The sequence below is a fragment of the Zooshikella harenae genome (assembly GCF_018837975.1).
GTDB lineage: Bacteria > Pseudomonadota > Gammaproteobacteria > Pseudomonadales > Zooshikellaceae > Zooshikella > Zooshikella harenae.
Genome location: NZ_JAGSOY010000349.1, coordinates 1 through 598, shown reverse-complemented (window position 1 = coordinate 598; position 598 = coordinate 1). Strand labels below are relative to the sequence as shown.

Genomic DNA, 598 nt, shown 5'->3' with positions numbered 1-598 from the left:
AGCATCAAACAGCTGGCCCCCTTCAATACGAATGAATACGCCAGGCGTCTTCAACTGGTACAAGCGACCACCACAGTGTAAAGGGCAAGGATCACCCGCTGAATAATCTGGATGGTTTAAGACAATGGTTTTTGCGGCAGTATACGCATCCGCAGCAATACAGCCATGGCCTTTAGTTTTAGACGGTTGTTGATTATCTTTAGCCGCCTCATTGGTGACTGTCTCTGCAGATGTGATGTCTGGATCAGCGTCAGGTTCAGGCCGATGACGTTTCTCTGTTTGTATCGCAAAGACTTTTTTCAGGGTATTGATACTGATTTTTGAGAAGGTCAGTTTTTGCTGAAGCCATAAACAGAGGTCCAATACACCGATGATAAGGGTTTTATGGTCCTGGCTGAGCGATGAAGCGGTAATCGCCTGCTGGAGGTCTTGATAGGCTTCAGGGGATAAGGTTTCTATCTTGGGTTGCTTCATACAACAGTAAACGGCTATTCATGAAATGAATGCAGCGTACTAGACAGGCAGAGGCATGAGTAAGGCGATAATTGCCGTATATTGTGTGCGTTATTGACTGAACTCATGGTTGCCGAGGGGACAC

1 protein-coding gene is annotated in these 598 nt (G+C 46.5%); it reads right to left on the bottom strand.

The features are described 5' to 3' along the window. The coding region (locus KCG35_RS26070) for a hypothetical protein (RefSeq protein WP_215822841.1) at positions 1 to 474 on the bottom strand (474 nt) is incomplete at its 3' end. Positions 475 to 598 lie beyond the last annotated feature (124 nt).